This is a genomic window from Endozoicomonas sp. SESOKO3, from assembly GCF_024606255.1.
Genome location: NZ_JAHHPR010000699.1, coordinates 1 through 1352, shown reverse-complemented (window position 1 = coordinate 1352; position 1352 = coordinate 1). Strand labels below are relative to the sequence as shown.

1 protein-coding gene is annotated in these 1352 nt (G+C 48.8%); it reads left to right on the top strand.

Features of this window, described 5'->3' with window-relative positions; translation table 11 throughout:
• On the top strand, window positions 1-1254 hold a 1254-nt coding region (locus KDK18_RS12330), incomplete at its 5' end, for an FAD-dependent oxidoreductase (RefSeq protein ID WP_257255223.1).
• Between the last annotated feature and the right edge of the window lie 98 nt (window positions 1255-1352).

Below are 1352 nucleotides of genomic sequence, written 5' to 3'. Positions count from 1 at the left end.
GATCATATTGTTGAAACTCAACTGAAGGGAACCCTGAAGGTCTTACAAGGTGAGCGTTCTGCCTATTATGCGACCCTTGTCATATTGGCATCGGGGGCAAAGCCCAACCTGCCGACGATTCTGGAGCCCTACAAAGGTAATGGGGTATTTACCTGTACCGACTGTGACGGTCCCAGGTTTGCAGAAAAAGATGTTCTGGTGGTGGGTGGAGGAGCCTCAGCCATTGAACAAGCTATCAGCTTGCTCAGCCTCAATGCCAATAAGGTCCATCTTGCTGTACAAGGCAGTAGCTTCAAGGCAGAAAGTATCATGATTGATCTTCTCTACAATGCACTGGAGAGAAGAAAGAAGGCTCTTTTTCTCTATTTCGAACATAATCTGGAGTCCATTTACATCAATCAGAATGGCTTGCTCAATGCCAGTACATTGAGTTTTGAGGGCGGCAGGCGCAGGCTGAGTCTTCCTGTTTCAGGTGTATTCTCAGCCATTGGGCAGAAGCCTCAATCCGGTATCTACCCTGATATTTGTCTGAATAACAAGGACTATATCCAACGCTATGATTTCAACCAAACTCCATGGTCTCAGCCCTTGATGAAGAGCAACATGCTCACACTCGGTTCTGTTGATAGCCCCTTTGTTACTCTCCTGATGGCTGCGGCCAGGGGAACAACCTCTGCCCAGTGGCTGAATAAAACGGTGACAAAAAGTGTTTGGTCGAAAAGGAGGGTCGCTATCCTTGGCGCAGGGATTGGGGGGAAAACCGCTGCTTTATACGCCAGCCGATCCGGGTTTGATGTTGTTCTCATTGATACCCGAAACAGAAAGCCGTTGAAAAGCTTCTGGCCAGTCCCTGACACTGAATCCAGCCTGCTTATAAGTCTGGATAAGCAGCTCCTCAGGTTATCCGTTTCTACAATAACGGCAGATACCATTACCTTGATGCCTCTGGAAAATCTCTACCGCGTTCAGGCTGATAACCGTTCCATCATGGTGGACGGCGTCATTGCCAATACACTGGAATACTCGCCGGAGGATCTGGGAATTGGCTCAATAGCGCCCGAGAGTCTGGATAACGAATACCGTTGGAGCCACACCTGTCAGAGCGGCGTTTTGACTGCAGGGGATGTTGCTGTCCATCACGATCTACCCAGACAAGCTATAACGGCCTCTTATTCTGGCTATCTTGCCGGCCTGAGGGCACTGGAGGAAATCCTGATGATGGAAGCGCAGGAAGCACTTCTCAATAGACCCTGAGCAACAAGCATCCAGCCTGTTCATTATTTGTTGTGGAGAAAGGCAAAGAAAATGCATGGGTGGGCGGCATTTTTGTTAGTTGTGCTTAACGACATGTT